The 14,341-nt window shown below is 64.1% G+C and carries 14 protein-coding genes; 5 read left to right on the plus strand and 9 right to left on the minus strand.

Going from position 1 to position 14,341, the window contains the following annotated elements; all coding sequences use genetic code 11:
- Window positions 1–2: 2 nt before the first annotated feature.
- Entirely contained in the window at window positions 3–869 is an 867-nt protein-coding gene (locus AC5E6W_RS21155) for a sugar phosphate isomerase/epimerase family protein (RefSeq protein WP_491754328.1), read from the plus strand.
- Window positions 870–1,343: 474 nt separating this feature from the next.
- On the opposite strand, the gene AC5E6W_RS21160 is transcribed toward AC5E6W_RS21155, so the two are convergent.
- The 4 genes from AC5E6W_RS21160 to dnaX all read right to left on the minus strand — a co-directional run bounded on the left by AC5E6W_RS21160 (window position 1,344) and on the right by dnaX (window position 5,486).
- Complete coding sequence (locus tag AC5E6W_RS21160) at window positions 1,344–2,357, minus strand: metallophosphoesterase (RefSeq protein WP_491754329.1); 1,014 nt, start codon at window positions 2,355–2,357, stop codon at window positions 1,344–1,346.
- A gap of 136 nt (window positions 2,358–2,493) precedes the next feature.
- Window positions 2,494–3,129, minus strand: coding sequence for a recombination mediator RecR (gene recR, locus AC5E6W_RS21165; protein ID WP_491754330.1), 636 nt, complete (start codon window positions 3,127–3,129; stop codon window positions 2,494–2,496).
- Between the two features lie 7 nt (window positions 3,130–3,136).
- Window positions 3,137–3,448: a YbaB/EbfC family nucleoid-associated protein gene (locus tag AC5E6W_RS21170; protein ID WP_491754331.1), complete on the minus strand. Its 312-nt coding sequence runs from the start codon at window positions 3,446–3,448 to the stop codon at window positions 3,137–3,139.
- A 4-nt stretch (window positions 3,449–3,452) separates the two neighbouring features.
- Window positions 3,453–5,486, minus strand: a complete 2,034-nt coding sequence (gene dnaX / locus AC5E6W_RS21175; protein ID WP_491754332.1) for a DNA polymerase III subunit gamma/tau — start codon at window positions 5,484–5,486, stop codon at window positions 3,453–3,455.
- A gap of 283 nt (window positions 5,487–5,769) precedes the next feature.
- Here dnaX and AC5E6W_RS21180 point away from each other — a divergent pair, with 283 nt between their 5' ends.
- Window positions 5,770–6,726: a DUF1684 domain-containing protein gene (locus AC5E6W_RS21180; RefSeq protein WP_491754333.1), complete on the plus strand. Its 957-nt coding sequence runs from the start codon at window positions 5,770–5,772 to the stop codon at window positions 6,724–6,726.
- A 158-nt stretch (window positions 6,727–6,884) separates the two neighbouring features.
- Window positions 6,885–7,049, plus strand: a complete 165-nt coding sequence (locus AC5E6W_RS21185) for a hypothetical protein (RefSeq protein WP_491754334.1) — start codon at window positions 6,885–6,887, stop codon at window positions 7,047–7,049.
- A 360-nt stretch (window positions 7,050–7,409) separates the two neighbouring features.
- On the opposite strand, the gene AC5E6W_RS21190 is transcribed toward AC5E6W_RS21185, so the two are convergent.
- From AC5E6W_RS21190 to AC5E6W_RS21200, 3 genes are all read right to left on the minus strand, one after another.
- Window positions 7,410–7,919: an SET domain-containing protein gene (locus tag AC5E6W_RS21190; RefSeq protein ID WP_491754335.1), complete on the minus strand. Its 510-nt coding sequence runs from the start codon at window positions 7,917–7,919 to the stop codon at window positions 7,410–7,412.
- A 75-nt stretch (window positions 7,920–7,994) separates the two neighbouring features.
- Window positions 7,995–9,179: a cysteine desulfurase family protein gene (locus AC5E6W_RS21195; protein WP_491754336.1), complete on the minus strand. Its 1,185-nt coding sequence runs from the start codon at window positions 9,177–9,179 to the stop codon at window positions 7,995–7,997.
- Window positions 9,180–9,187: 8 nt separating this feature from the next.
- On the minus strand, window positions 9,188–10,558 hold the full coding sequence (locus AC5E6W_RS21200; RefSeq protein ID WP_491754337.1) for a DUF1015 domain-containing protein: 1,371 nt from the start codon (window positions 10,556–10,558) through the stop codon (window positions 9,188–9,190).
- Window positions 10,559–10,732: 174 nt separating this feature from the next.
- Between AC5E6W_RS21200 and AC5E6W_RS21205 the strand changes: the two genes are divergently transcribed.
- Window positions 10,733–11,344, plus strand: a complete 612-nt coding sequence (locus AC5E6W_RS21205; protein WP_491754338.1) for an outer membrane beta-barrel protein — start codon at window positions 10,733–10,735, stop codon at window positions 11,342–11,344.
- Between the two features lie 52 nt (window positions 11,345–11,396).
- Window positions 11,397–11,909: a hypothetical protein gene (locus AC5E6W_RS21210; RefSeq protein WP_491754339.1), complete on the plus strand. Its 513-nt coding sequence runs from the start codon at window positions 11,397–11,399 to the stop codon at window positions 11,907–11,909.
- A gap of 8 nt (window positions 11,910–11,917) precedes the next feature.
- On the opposite strand, the gene AC5E6W_RS21215 is transcribed toward AC5E6W_RS21210, so the two are convergent.
- Both AC5E6W_RS21215 and AC5E6W_RS21220 read right to left on the minus strand, forming a co-directional pair.
- Window positions 11,918–13,090 (minus strand): citrate synthase, encoded by a 1,173-nt coding sequence (locus AC5E6W_RS21215; RefSeq protein WP_491754340.1) that lies wholly within the window; start codon window positions 13,088–13,090, stop codon window positions 11,918–11,920.
- Between the two features lie 106 nt (window positions 13,091–13,196).
- Window positions 13,197–14,258 (minus strand): NAD(P)/FAD-dependent oxidoreductase, encoded by a 1,062-nt coding sequence (locus tag AC5E6W_RS21220; RefSeq protein ID WP_491754341.1) that lies wholly within the window; start codon window positions 14,256–14,258, stop codon window positions 13,197–13,199.
- Window positions 14,259–14,341: the final 83 nt, after the last annotated feature.

A 14,341-nucleotide genomic window follows, 5' to 3' on the forward strand; every position in this document is an offset into this window, starting at 1 on the left:
CGATGAAACAGAGCGGGATGACACGGCGGGAGTTTGCGGGATTGTTGGGTGGAGCGGCTGTGTGCGCCGTGACGCCGCGCGCGGTGCAGGCGGAGGGAGCGCGGCTAACGTATGGCGTGCAGATGTTCGAGTTGCGCGAGATGGCGAAGGCCGACCTGCCCGGCGTGTTCCGCACGATTCGCGACGCGGGGTTTGAGCAGGTGGAGCTGTATCCGATTGCGTATCGCGTGCCGGCGAGGGAGTTGCGCGCGATGGTGAAGGATGCGGGGCTGGAGTGCGTCTCGGGTCACTTCGACTACGAGGGGCTGGAGCAGAAGGTCAGCTATGCGAAGGAGCTAGGCCTCGGCTACATGGTGTGTCCGATGCTGCCGAAGGCGCAGTGGACGAGCCTGGCGGGGTTCAGGGCCGCGGCGGAGTTGTTCGACAAGGTAGGCAGGCTGGCGAAGCAGGAGGGGATGCAGTTCGTCTTCCACAACCACTGCTACGAGTTCAAGCCGATGGAAGGCTCGACGGGCTTTGCGACGTTGATGCAGCATACGAGTCCGGAGCTGGTGAAGCTGGAGGTCGACTGCTACTGGCTGACGCAGGCGGGGCAGGAGCCAGTGAGTTTTCTGCAGGCGCACGCGGACCGCGCGGTGCTGCTACACATGAAGGACCGCGTCGCCGGAGCGCCGACGGGGTATGACATGGACAAAGGCGGCGACTACATGGCGGAGCTGGGCAAGGGCACGATCCCGTGGCCGGCAATCCTGGCGGAGGGACGGAGCGTGGGCATCCAGTACGCGTTCGTCGACCAGGATTTTACGAGGATGCCGATCCCGGAGAGCCTGAAGGGTGCGCGGGCGTACCTACGAGGCATTCGCTACTGAATGCAGGGTTGAGGAAGCCCAGAAACATGGGGCTTTTCACGCGACGCGGATGGTGCTAGGCTCTCGATCCAACGTCGGAGGACCTCCGCGATGGACCGTGACGTACCTGTTTGTCCTGTGTGCCAGCACGCGATGTGCGAGGACACGAATTGCATGCGAGCTCAGCTGGTGCTGCCGGATGGGCGTTGCTTCAACTGCGGCAACCTCGAGTGCGCGATGTTTGTGCTGCCGCCGTGTGCGGACGCACGCAAGGCCGTGCCGTGGGTGTTGTGAGGTCGGCCTCAGGGGCTAAAGCCCCTCTTGTGGGCGAGGCGGAATGGCGGGAGCTGAAGCCCCGCCCTGACAAAGCTCCAAATAGTCTCGCCCTGACAAAGCTCCAAACAGTCTCGACCTCACAAAGCTCTCGGAAGCCCCGCTCGGACAAGGCTCCAGGCGTCCCTGAAGCTCCGCCCCGACACGCTCCAGGCCGTCCCGCTAGAGAATCGTCACATTGCCGCTCACTGACTTCGAGAACGCGTGGACGACTGCGCCGGTCTCGTCGATGTGGCGGAAGATGAGGCGCTGGGGGGTGGCTTCGAGGTGGGTGAAGCCGTGCACCTTGTGCGCGTAGGGGCCGCGCTGCGCTTCGTCGATCTTGATGTCGTAGAGGTCCGCGCCGCCGGCTCCGGAGCAGACGAAGCTGGTGGGGTGGTTGGCGAACTCGAGGTGCTGTAGGTCGTGGTCGTGGCCCGCGAGGTAGGCGGAGACCTTGTGCTGGCGGAGGATGGGCTCCCAGTCGGCGATGAGGCGGGCGTGGTCGCCGTGGGGGCCGTTGGAGTAGATGGGGTGGTGGCCGATGACGATCGTGAAGGGCGCGGTGGTGGGCTTGGCGAGCTCGGCCTTGAGCCACTCGGTTTGCTCGTGCCAGTCATCCTCGCTCAGCGTGAAGTCCACCGTGTTGGTCGGCTTGAGGGGATGGGGAGCGTTGGTGTCGGTGGCGATGACGTGTAGCAGCGGCTTGTGGTCGGGCGTGGGCACATCGAAGGTGTACCAGCGCGCGGGCATGGTCCAGCGGGACTTGCCAGTTTTCGCGTAGTCGAGCTCGGCGTGGAGCTTGTTCACGTTCGCCGGCATGTGCTGGTAGTCGTGGTTGCCGGGGATGGTGTAGGCGGGGCCAGGAAAGGCTGATGCAGGGTACATTTGCTCGAACTGCGACTCCCAGCGTGCGGAGTTCACGCCGCCGTCGAGGTCGCCGTACCAGGTGTCGCCGAGCATGAAGAGGCTCTGCGTCTTCAGAGCGTTCTTGCGCGCGTAGCTCACCATGGATGCGCCCACCTGCTGCTGGCCGCGGGTCGCATCCTCCGCGCCCCAGTCGCCGATCATGAGGATGTGCTGGGCCTTGGGGTCGACGGGCTGCGCGAACGCGCGGCTGAGGCTGCCGGTGGCCGTGAGGGCGCTGAAGGCGATGGTCTGGCGGAGGAATTGGCGGCGGGTCGGCTGGTTAGGCATACGCGGGGATTTTATCGTGGCGAGATTGCGGGGGTGTTGCAGGTGTCCCGCCGGACGGGCCCACTGCGCGTGGGGCGGGTGCTTCGCACCGTTTCACTGCTTCGCGTGGCCCTCGCGTTGGTCGGGATCGAGACGGTCAGATGCCGCGGCGGTTTTCGAGGGCACGGGTCATGGTGACTTCGTCGGCGTACTCGATGTCGGAGCCCGCCGGGACGCCGGTTGCGATTCTCGTGATGCGGACGGCCGGTGTGCGCTTGTGGGCTTCGTCGGCGATGTAGCGGGCGGTGGCTTCGCCTTCGACGGTGGGGGATGTGGCCAGGATCAACTCGGCTGCGGGCTGAGAGTCATCGTGGGCGGACTCGGTGAGCGCGGCGAGCCGGGGCCAGAGGTTGCCGAGACGCAGCTGGTCGGGGCCGATGCCGTTGACCGGCGAGAGGGTGCCGTGCAGCACGTGGTAGACGCCGTTGTAGCTGCGGGTCTTCTCGATGGCGGCGATGTTGGTGGGCTCTTCGAGCACGCAGATGACGCGCTGGTCGCGGGTGGGCGAGGTGCAGTAGCTGCAGGGATCGACGTCGGTGATGTTGTTGCAGATGGAGCAGAGGTGCAGTGCCGCGCGCAGCTCGCGAATGGAGTCGGCGAGGGCACTTGCGTCGCCGTCCGCCGAGCGGAGGATGTGGAAGGCATAACGCTGTGCGGTCTTCGTGCCTACGCCGGGAAGCTTGCGGAGTTCCTCGATGAGGCGCGCGAGCGGAGGTGCGAAGCGTGTGGTCATCGGGGGTCTAGAGGCCCGGGAAGCCGAGGTCGCCGAGCATGTTGCGGCTGGCAGCTTCGGTGGCGCCCATGACCTTGCGGCCGGCCTCGTTGACGGCGGCGACGATGAGGTCCTCGAGCATGGTGAGGTCGCTTCCGGCGGCGGTGAGGGCGGCGGGGGCGAGGGTGAGCTTGGTCAGCTGCTTGTGGCCGTTCATGCGGACCTGGACGAGGCCGCCGCCGGATTCGGCCTCGACTTCGAGCTTGTCCATGGCGGCGAGCATCTCCTCGCGCTTGGACATGGCGTTGCTGAGCAGGGCTCCGAGGTTGTTGATGTCCATGGCTCTACTCCTTGCGCAGGTCGTCGACCCGGATGATTTCGGCGGAGAAGAGCTGCTGCGCCTTCTGCACGATGGGATGTTTGGCGGCGAGGTCTTCCACGCTGCCGGCCGCGGCGGCGCGGGGCTTCTTCGGCTTGCCGGAGGCAGGGGCAGTGCCGGGCAGGAGCTTGAGCTTGTGCGAGCCGAGGCCGCGCTCGCGCATCACCGACTTCAGGAGCTTGTCGGCGTCGGCGTTGAACATGAGGGGGAGCATGGCCTTCGAGACGCCGGTCTGGATCTCGACGTTGTCGCCGTTGAGCGCGAAGGTGGCGTCTTCGATCTGGTGCGAGGCGGACTCCTGTCCTTTGGCGGCGGCGAGGGCGGAGCCCATGGCGTGCTGCAGGCCCTCGAGGTCCGCGCCGCCGGTGGTCTCTGCGGGAGCGGTGATTGGGGCGGTGGTGATGGGCTCGGCAATGATCGGTTGGGCTTCGACGGGCTGGGCTTCGACGGGCTCGGCCATGATCGGAGTGGCCACGATGGGGGTTGCTGTGATGGCTACTGGGGGCGGCGTCGCGACGAGGTGCGGGCGGGAGGCGTGTGTCTCCTGCGCGACCGGCGGTTCCTGCTTGCCGGCCAGGGCGAGTGATCCCGCTGTCTCTGCGACCGGCGTTGTCGAAGGTGCTGCGGAACCCAGCGGCACCTTGCGGTTGCGGTCGGCGTCGAAGGGCGAGGGAGCGGCGGGACGGACGGGTGTTGAGGATGCTGAAGTTGGCGACGAGGTACGCGGCGCGCTGGTGGTTGCGGCGGTGACGACTGCGCTGTTCGCGCGCCCGGTCGCGGGAGCAGCAGTGATTCCAGAGGGTGCTGGAGCGCCGAGCTGGGCGAGCAGGTCTTCGACCGGGATGAGGCGCTGGACGTGGACGAGCTTCAGGAGGCCGAGCTCGAGGTGGAAGCGCTGTTCCTGGCGGTAGCCGAGCTCGTCGAAGGTGCGAAGCATGATGCCGAGGAAGCGCGAGAGGTCTTCTTCGCTGAAGAGCGTGGCCGAGCGGGCGCAGCGGGCGCGCTCTTCGCTGGAGATCTGCAGCAGGTCGGCGGCGGCGCCTGTGGCCTCGGCGTCAGGAGCGAGGCCGGTAATCTTGGCGACGACGCAGTTGCGCAAGAAGCGGACGAACTGGCGAGCGATCTGCGAGGGGCCGTTGCCGGCGTCGAGGAGGCGCGCGATGATGGCGATGACGTCGGCGGAGCTGTTCTCGCGGACGGCCTCGAGGACCTGCTCGTAGACGACGTTCGAGACGGAGCCCATGAGCTCGCGGACCTGCTCGACTTCGAGGACGGGGCGGCCTTCGACCAAAGGTGCGGAGGCGATGGCCTGGTCCATGATGGACAGCGCGTCACGCATGGAGCCGTCGCCGGCTTCGGCGAGCAGGGCGAGCGTGGCGTCGGAGGCGTCGATGTTCTCGGCGGTGGAGATGCCACGCAGCTGGCCGATGATGTCGTCGAGCTTGACGGCGTGAAAGCTGAAGTGCTGGCAGCGCGAGCGAATGGTCTGCGGGATGTTCTCGGGCTCGGTGGTCGCCATCATGAAGACGATGTGCTCGGGCGGCTCTTCGAGGGTCTTCAGGAGGGCGTTGAAGGCGGCATCGGTGATTTGGTGCGCCTCGTCGAGGATGATGATCTTGAAGCGGTCGCGCGAGGGAGCGTAGCGGGCGGCGTCGCGCAGTTCGCGGATCTCGTCGATGCCACGGTTGGTGGCGGCGTCGATCTCGATAACGTCGACGGCATTGCCCTGGCGGATCTCGAGGCAGCTCTCGCAGGCGAGGCAGGGCTCGGGCGTGGGGCGAATGGCGCTGCCGATTTCGTTGCGGCAGTTGAGCGCAGAGGCCAGGATGCGCGCGATGGTCGTCTTGCCGATGCCGCGATGGCCGGAGAAGATGTAGCCGTGTGCTATGCGGCCCTGCGAGAGCGCATTGAGGAGCGTGCGCGTGACGTGATCCTGACCGACGACGTCGGAGAAGCGGAGCGGGCGATATTTACGAGCGAGAACCTGATATCCAGCCATCGGCAAGGTTCATTCTAGCGCCAGGGGGTGTGGGGATTGTGGTCGCGGCGCGCTGGAGGGGCCTTGCCTCGGGGCGGGATCTCGATATACTGGCCGCATGACGATCCGCGCCATTTTGTTTTGTTGTCTGGAGTGTGCGAAGTGCGGCACAGCTTCTCGACGACCTGCGCGATGTTAGGGCTTTAGGATAGCCAGGTTTCTGAGAACGGCCCGCTTCAGGCATAACTTGAGGCGGGCCGTTTTGTTTTTGGAACATGCAGGAAAACGAGAGGGAGCGAAAACGATGGTCTCGAAGAAGGTAGTGCGTATGAAGTGGGGAATGCGCGGGGTGGCGCTGGCAGGGGCGTTTGCGATCGCGAGCTCCGCGCTGGCGGCTGCTGGAGCGGACGACAAGGCGACGTATGTGGCGAGCCAGGAGCAGTGGCGTGCAGATCGCGCGAGGGGCTTGCAGGCCCCGGAGGGCTGGCTATCGCTCGTGGGGCTGGAGTGGCTGGCGGTGGGAGGGAACACCGTGGGTTCGGCGGCGGATAACTCGGTGCACCTGCCGAAGGGGGCGCCTGAGCACCTTGCGTTCCTCGAAGAGAGGGGAAAGGCTCCGGATGCGTCGTTGACCCTGCAGGCTCCGAAGGGAGGCTTTCCGGCGGCATTTGTGATCGATGGCAAGCCGCCTGTGGCAGGACCGCTATCGCTGAATGCGAAGCTGCAGTTCGGTACGTACACGGTGATCGTCATCCCGCGGGGCGAGCAGCTCGGCCTGCGCATCAAGGACGCGAATGCTCCCGAGCGGGTGAACTTCCGCGGCTTGAACTGGTACGCGCCCGACCCATCATTCAGGGTGCAGGCGAAGTGGATTCCGTATCAGCCAGAGCATGATGTGGCGATTGCGACGGTGATTGGAACGACGTTGCACGAGAAGATACCCGGCGCGGCGGAGTTTGTGCTCAACGGCAAGACGCTGCGGCTGGAGCCGGTGGTCGAATCTGTCGGCCAAGGGAAGAAGCTGTTCTTTATCCTCCGAGACCTGACCAGCAGGACGACAACATACGGAGCTTCGCGCTTCCTATATACGGCGCTGCCGTCGCAAGGGCTGGATAAGCCGGGTGAGGTGACGCTGGACTTCAACCAGCTGCAGAATCCTCCGTGCGCGTACACGAATTTCGCGACGTGCCCGCTGCCTCCGGAGCAGAACAAGCTGCAGGTGGAGATTCGCGCGGGAGAGAAGCGCTTTCGCGAGGAGTAAGTCGAGCGGGAATCCAGGACGATAATTCGGCGCGCCGGGGCAACCTTCGGGAGTGCGAAAATGTCCGTTCCTGCTGCGACAACGCGTAGGAGAGGATTGCCGTCCCATGGTCAGCGAAACGATTTGGCTGCGCCAATCGCGAGCCAGGGAGATACACTATGACGAAGATTCTCTTGGGTGTTGTTACTGGGCTTATGCTGCTTGTGCCGTTCGCCAAGCCGGCGGACGCCCAGGTGGTGGTGCGCGTTGGCCCTCGCTACCATCATCATCACTACTATCGGCACCACTACTACCATCACTCGCACTACTACCGTCACTACTAGAGCGAAGTAGATCGACTGACGAAAGAAAGTGAGCCCGGCTTATTGCCGGGCTCGCGTGTTTTGGATTATGGGACGTTGGCGTGAGTCCCTCAGCGGCTAAAGCCGCCCTATTTCGGGCGCTTTGTGTCACGGCTGAAGCCGTGACCTGCCGTTCGTGCCGCTGGGGCCTAATGTTCTCGCCGCTGAGACCTACCGTTCTTGCCACTGAGATCTCGCGTTTTTGCGACTGAATAGAGCTTCTCAAGAAAGTCAGATCAAGATCTGAGTCGTCCCTCAGCGGCTAAAGCCATGTTGCTATGACTACGCTTATGGCGGGACTGAAGTCCCGCCCTGACAACGGGGATCTTGCGCAGAAGCTGCTTAACGTTTCTTCGCGGCTGCTTTTCTCTTTGCCGCGCGAGCTCGGCGCTGCAACTCCCAGTCGGAGAACATGGTTCCGCGGCACTGGGGAGCGCCGCAGTAGCAGTTGGCGTCATCATCTTCGGAGTCGTAGAGGTTGTACTCGTACAACAGCTCCTCGCCGGGCTCGATGTCGCGAATGGCGCGGATGAAGATGCGCCCCTTCAGCTCGTCGGTCTCGCAGTTGGGGTCGCAGGAGTGGTTGACGAACATGGCCGTGCCGAAGCCGTCGATGACTTCGTTCGTGCCCGCGACGCCGAAGAGGTAGGTCACGACGCGCTCGGCATAGCGTTCGTCGGCGAGCCGCTTGGAGATGCGCGGCCCGTTGTACTCGAGCACGAGGCTGCCCTTCTTGATCGGATCCAGCGTGTAGCAGCCGGCGGCATGGATTTTCGAGGAACGGACGATAAGGCGCGGAGCAGGAAGTCGTGGGGCGGGGATTCGTGGAGCGGTGGCGGAAGTGCGCGGCATGGGGGACAGTATAGCGGGGAGCAGCGCTTCGCGTTAGCACTTCGTGCCAGCGCCTGCGGCTGGTAGCGCTTCGCGTTAGCGGGTGAGTGCGGGTGAGAGACTGCGCTGGCGATGCACGGCGGCCGGGATGATCTGCAGCGCGCGGTCGATCTCGTCGGGCGTGGTGTGGCGCGAGAGCGAGAAGCGCAGGCTGCTACGCGCTTCCGCGTCGCTGAGGCCCATGGCCAGCAGGACGTGCGAGGGCTCGGTGGCGCCTGACTGGCAGGCCGCACCGAAGCTGGCGTTGATGCCGGCCAGATCGAGAGCGATGAGCAACGACTCCGCATCGATGCCAGGGAAGCGCAGGTTGGTCGTGTTCGGCACGCGTGGAGCTTCGCTGGCGTTGACCACGGCGCCGGGGATTGCGGCGAGCAAGCCCTGCTCGAGACGGTCTCGGAGAGAGGTGAGATGGGCGAGGCGAGATGCGTCACTGATCCAGTCGAGGGCGAGCTCCGCGGCCTTGCCGAGCCCGACGATGCCCGCGACATTCTCTGTGCCGGCGCGGCGCTGACGCTCGTGTGGTCCACCGTGGAAGAGCGGAGCGACGTACAGGCCCTCGCGCACGAAGAGGACGCCGGTGCCTTGCGGCGCGTATATCTTGTGGCCGGAGAGCGAGAGCAGGTCGACGTTCTTGAACTCGCCGGCCAGGTCGAGCGGGAGCTTGCCTGCAGCCTGCACTGCGTCGGTGTGGAGGATGATCGCGGGGTTGTACTGCTTGGCGAGGCGGGCGAGTTTCCCGACGGGCTGGATCGCTCCGGTCTCGTTGTTGGCGAGCATGATGGAGACCATGACGGTCTTGGGTGTGAGCGCTGCCTCGAAGGCCGCGGGATCGATGACGCCATCCTGCGTGGGAGCAACGCAGGTGAGTCCAATGCGGCGGCGATGCAAGGCTTCGGCGGCATAGAGCACAGCGTGGTGCTCGATCTGCGTGGTAACGAGGTGCGCGTCGAGACGGCGGTCGAGGTAGGAGTCGAGCACGCCGCGTAGGGCGAGGTTGTCCGACTCGGTGCCCCCTGAGGTGAAGATGATCTCTTTGGCCGCGCAGTGCAGCAGCTTGGCGACCTGCTGGCGGGCACGATCCACCGCCGCGCGCGTGCGCTGGCCTGCCGCATGCGCGCTGCTGGGGTTGCCGTGCGACTCCAGGAAGTACGGGCGCATCGCCTCGAACACCTCGGGGAGCAGAGGTGTGGTCGCGTTCGCGTCGAGGTCGATGCGCTGCATGGTGGTTCCTAGTCGAGGGTGTACATGGCGAGGCCGGAGAGCAGCTTGGGATAGAAGTCGGTGGACTTCTGCGGCATCACTTCGAGGTTGAGGGAGATGTCGCGCATCTGCGCGAGGGAGACGGGCTTGATGAGGAACGCGACGTCGGCTTTGCCGCTGCGCACCTGCTCGATGGCCTCGCTGGCTTCGCGCAGGTAGCGGACGTTGTCGCCTGCACGGACCGCGGTCTCGTCGAGGCCGAGGAGCTTCTCCAGCACGACCTTGTGGAGCTGCGCGACGTCGAGCTGCTGCTGGCGGGGTGACAGCCCATCGAGCAGCGGAGCCACAGTGTCGGTCTTCGGCTTCAGCAGCGCGGCGCCTTGCCTGGTCACGGCGATAAAGGCGACGCCGTCGGCGGTGCGCAGCTTGTTGAGCAGGGTGGCTTCTTCGCTTGGGCCTTTGGACGCGGCGTTCTGGATCGGCGTCACCGTGAAGTACTCATGCGCCTGCGCGAAGAAGTGGTCGGGATGGAATCCCTTGAGACCGAAGACGACGCGGTGCGTGGGGAGGATCGTGATGCCGGGAGCAGCCATGTTGACGAAGGTCATCATCATCGCCTGCTCGGGGAAGGCGGGAGCGGGCAGGCCCTTGTCGGTCTTGGGCTCGGCGTTCTCGTCGATTCCAAGCTCTCTGGCGCGCTCGTGCATGTAGCCGACGGATGTCTCATAGCGATGATGGCCGTCCGCGATGATGAGTTCCTTGTCCTGCATGGCGGCGAGCACACGCTGGATCAGCGCCGGGTCGGTGAGTTTCCACACGCGGTGATGAACGCCATACTCATCCTTGATCTCGAGGTCGGCCTTGCGTACGTGGCCATTGCTGTCGTCGAAGATCGCTCTTTCCGCGGTGAAGGTGGGGTCGGAATAGAGCATGTAGATCTGCTCGCAGTAAGCGCGCGTGGCCTTGAAGAGTGCGAGGCGATCGGACTTGTGCTTAGGAAAGGTCTGCTCGTGGCGATAGACGACCTTGGCGTCGTAGTCATGCAGCTGAGCGAGGGCGATGAAGCCGCGGCGCTCGCGAACCTCTCCGGGGCGGCCAGGGACCTCGTACGTCTGCGCATAGCCGTAGAGCGCGGGCTCGTCTTCCTGCTTCAGGATGCCTTCGCTGCGCCACTGCTTCAGCGTGGCGGCGGCGCGCGTGTAGACGTTCTCGCCACCCTCGGTATCGCCCTCGAGCTTCTTGCCCAGGATGACGCGGATGAGGTTGTAGGGGCTGGCCGCGTAGTAGCGGTCCTGCATCTCGGGCGAGATCTTGTCATAGGGCTGAGTGACCACGTCAGCCATGTGCGGAATACGGTTGGAGTCGTAACGAAGCGCGCGAAACGGGAAGAGCCTTGCCATACCTTGATTGTAGAAGACCGCTTGCGTCGGTGGTGCCTATGACTGGCCCGGAGGCGGGTGCGCCAGGACCTGGAGTTTTGGCGCTGGAAGACGTTGTAGACCGGGATACCTTGCCCGCGCACGGCACACAACCTTTGCAGCGCTGCAGTGTCTAATCGGCAAAAGAGGAGAGCTATGTCCCCCCACCGAGCCCTCGCCGTTCTCACACTACTCTGCGCCGCGATTGTGGCGCATGCCCAGACCGATATTGCTGCCAGCCTGTACGGTTCGTTTGGCGGATCGACCAGCGGCAATGGGACGCAGCAAAGCCCGTCGAATGCGGCCGGTGTGCTGGTGGAGCTGCGGCACATTTCTAACCCGCTTGTGGGCTATGAGCTGTCGTACTCGTTCAACCACAACGACCAGACGTACACGAAGAGTGCGTCGGTGTGCGGTCTCGTCTGCGGCAATCAGACGGTGACGCAGTATGTGCCGGCGAATGCGCATGAGGTGACCGCGGACTATCTCGTCTCGGCGCATCTTCTCAACATGCGGCCATTTGTGCTGGCGGGTGGCGGGCTCATGTTCAACTCGCCGTCTGGATCGCAGAGTGGAACCGGATCGACGACACAGGCGGTGTTCGTCTATGGTGCGGGCCTCGACTATGCGGTTCTGCCACACATCGGGATTCGCGGGCAGTATCGCGGCAACGTGTACAAGGCTCCGCAGCTGGCGACGGCGTTCAGCTCGACGGGAGCGTTCACGAAGACGGCGGAGCCTGTGCTTGGGGTGTATCTGCGTTTTTGAGATCGGATGAATTGGAGTGGCGTATTATCGGGAACCTATGAGCCCTAGCCGGATGCGCATTCCCGTATTTGTTTCAGCTCCGAGCCCTGATAATCTCAGCCCCGAACAGACGAAGAGTGCAGAGATCATTCAGACGCTGGTCGATCGCTACAAGCTCGAATGGCGTGCGCTAGGCCGTAGCGACTATCCCAACGACGTGCCCCTCAAAGAGGTACTACGGATGGTGCGCCATTGCTCCGGTGGTATTGTCCTTGGCTTTGAACAGTTTAGGTGTAGTCGCGGTACGGCTCGCCGCGGAAGCCCCAGAGAAAAGGTCGTCACGTCCTCAAGCTGCTTCCCCACGGCGTGGAACCAGCTTGAGGCAGGAATCCTTTTCGCAAGCCGCGTCCCGATGATGATCTTCAAAGAGCCCGGGATCTCTGGCGGGGTCTTTGATGTCGGGTCGACGGAGTTCTTCGTCCATCAGATGCCCACGAGCCTCACTTCCGCGCAAGGGCTCGATGATCTGGACTCCGTCTTCCAGAACTGGGTAGCTAGAGTACGGCTGCACTACTACGGCGACTGACCGTAGCATCAGGCGCTGGGCTTGGTCTCGAGCGTGTGTGCCGTACTGGTGCGGTGTTCGATGGGGGTGTAGGGCGCGGGCCACGCGGGGCCGGTGTAGTCGGCGCGTGGACGGATGAGGCGGTTGTCGTCGTGCTGCTCGATGACGTGTGCGCACCAGCCGGAGATGCGGCTGATCGCGAAGATGGGCGTGAAGAGGTCGATATCGATGCCGAGCGTGGTGTAGGTCGAGGCGGAGTAGAAGTCGACGTTGGCGTTGAGCTTCTTCTCTTCCTTGACGAAGAGCTCGATGGCGCGGGACATCTCGTACCACTTGGGGTTCGCGTCGCGGCCGAGATCCTCGCTCATCTTGCGGAGGTGCGTGGCGCGCGGGTCTTCGGTGGTGTAGACGCGATGGCCGAAGCCGGAGATCTTCTGCTTTTCGGCGAGCATCTTGCGGACGTGCTCGACAGGATCTTCGCCGGCCTTGTCGATCTCATAGAGCAAGTGCATCACGGCCTCGTTGGCGCCGCCGTGCAGCGGTCCCTTGAGGGCGCCGATGGCGCCGGTGATGGCCGAGTGCATGTCGCTGAGCGTGGCGGCAATGACACGAGCCGCGAAGGTGCTGGCGTTCAGCTCGTGATCGGCGTGCAGGATGAGTGCGACATCGAGGGCCTTGGTTGCGGTCTCGGAGGGCTTCTCGCCGTTGAGCATCCAGAGGAAGTTGCCGGCGTGCGAGAGCGAGGTGTCCGGCTTGATGAGTGCCTTGCCCTTGCGGATGCGATCGAACATCGCCACGATCATCGCGATCTTTGCGGTGAGGCGGAAGCTCTTGCGGATGTTCGCGGTGTGCAGGTTCGACTTCTCGTCGGGATCGTAGATGCCAAGCAGCGAGACGGTGGTGCGCAGCACCTCCATGGGCGAGGCGGTCTTGGGCACGCTCTCGAGGAAGGTGATGACGTCGTCAGGGATGTGGCGCGCGGCGGCGAGCTGGTGGGTGAAGTCGTTCAGCTCTGCAGCGGTGGGCAGGGCGCCGTTCCACAGCAGGTACGTGATCTCCTCAAAGGAGGACTTTTCCGCGAGTTCATGAATGTCGATGCCGCGATAGGAGAGGATGCCACGCCCGCCGTCGATGAAGCAGATCGAAGACTCGTTCGCGACCACGTCCTGGAGGCCCTTCGGAGCCCCTGTCGTACCAGCCATATGCATACTCCGTGCGGTGATCCGCAGCAGCTTGGATTATCGGCTGGGGTTTGCGCGGTTGTCACGACAGTTGAGCGAATATCGGCGGGGCTGTGCGGGCCGCTTCCTAAGAGTGAACTGCAACCTCTGGAATTGCATGAAAACGCAACGGAGAGAAGGCTGTAATGTCGAGCGCGGGCTGCTTGTGCTGGACGAGATCGGCCAGCACCATGGCCGTTGCCGGTGCCAGCTGGATTCCGTTGCGCCCATGGCCGAGCGCGAAGAAGACATCGGGCAGGGAGGACGCGGCGAGGATCGGAAGTCCATCGGGAGTCATGGGCCGAATGCCCGCCCAGGATTCGATCTCGGGAGCTGCCTGCTCGTCGGCGAAGTCCGGTACGAGGGTCGCAACGTCGGCGCGCATTTTGGCGATGGTTGCTGGATCCACGCTGTCGTCGAAGCCAGCGTCTTCCGCGGTCGTTCCGATGATGGCGGAGCCGGCTTGTGGGCCATGGGTGCGAGGCACGGCGTAGCAGGCGCCGCGGCGATGGACCTCGGTGAGACCTGCGAGTGCGGGAGGAAGACCGACACGCAGCATCTGGCCTTTGAGCGGCTTGATAGCGTCAGATGCGATGAGGTTTTCTCGCGAGCGTAGAGGCTCCGGGATGCCCCACGGACCGGTGGCGAAGACGAAGCTCTTCGCGGCGATGCGCTCGCCGGATCGCAGCACTGCTTCTTTGCCATGCGGCCCATCTGCGAGATCGACGAACTCGGTGTTCTCGCGCACGGTGACGTTCGCTGCGCGTACGGCTGCTTTCAGCGCCGCGCCGAGCTCGCCCGGATCGACGGAACCCTCGCTCAGGCGCTCCACGCCGCCTTCATCGAGGTAGTGCACCGTGGTCGAGGTCTGGAAGGGGACTTCCTGTCCAGAGAGCGCGAGCAGGCGCTCCAGGAAGTCGGGGTAAAGAGACTGGCTGTAGCGGGAGAGGGGATGAAGCGGAGGGGGATTGTGGACGTCAACTACGGCCAGCATGCCTGCGGCTGCGGCGCTGGCTTTCTCGAAGGCCCGATCCCGTTCGAGGACAAGAACTTGGGCTCCGCGTGTTTGCAACTCTAATGCTACCGAGAGACCAATGAGCCCCGCACCAATTACGATTACGTCGAAGCGAACTGCACTTTCTGTTTCCATCTCACTAGCATCCTAATCCTCGCGAGACGCGTCCATACCCTCATGCCGGGTCAGGTTCGCGAACATCGCACGACCTGACTTCA

The sequence above is a fragment of the Bryocella sp. genome (assembly GCF_058498515.1).